The organism is Microvirga pakistanensis (assembly GCF_004458765.1).
GTDB lineage: Bacteria > Pseudomonadota > Alphaproteobacteria > Rhizobiales > Beijerinckiaceae > Microvirga > Microvirga pakistanensis.
In genome coordinates this window covers 1-223 of the sequence record NZ_SPJX01000683.1, presented here as the reverse complement: position 1 = coordinate 223, position 223 = coordinate 1, and the positions used below count along the sequence as shown (strand labels likewise).

Here is a 223-nt window from a genome sequence, read left to right as displayed (position 1 = left end):
GGCTGGGACGCCTTCGGCATGCCGGCGGAGAACGCCGCCATGCAGAACAAGGTCCACCCCAAGGAATGGACCTACGCCAACATCGCCACCATGCGCGCCCAGCTGCAATCCATGGGCCTGTCGCTCGACTGGAGCCGCGAGGTCGCCACCTGCGATCCGAGCTACTACAAGCACCAGCAGCGCATGTTCCTCGATTTCCTCGAGGCGGGCCTCGTCGACCGCA

1 protein-coding gene is annotated in these 223 nt (G+C 65.5%); it reads left to right on the top strand.

Annotated features, from left to right (window positions below; translation table 11 throughout):
- The coding region (locus E4K09_RS26720) for a class I tRNA ligase family protein (protein ID WP_134500665.1) at nt 1-223 on the top strand (223 nt) is incomplete at both ends.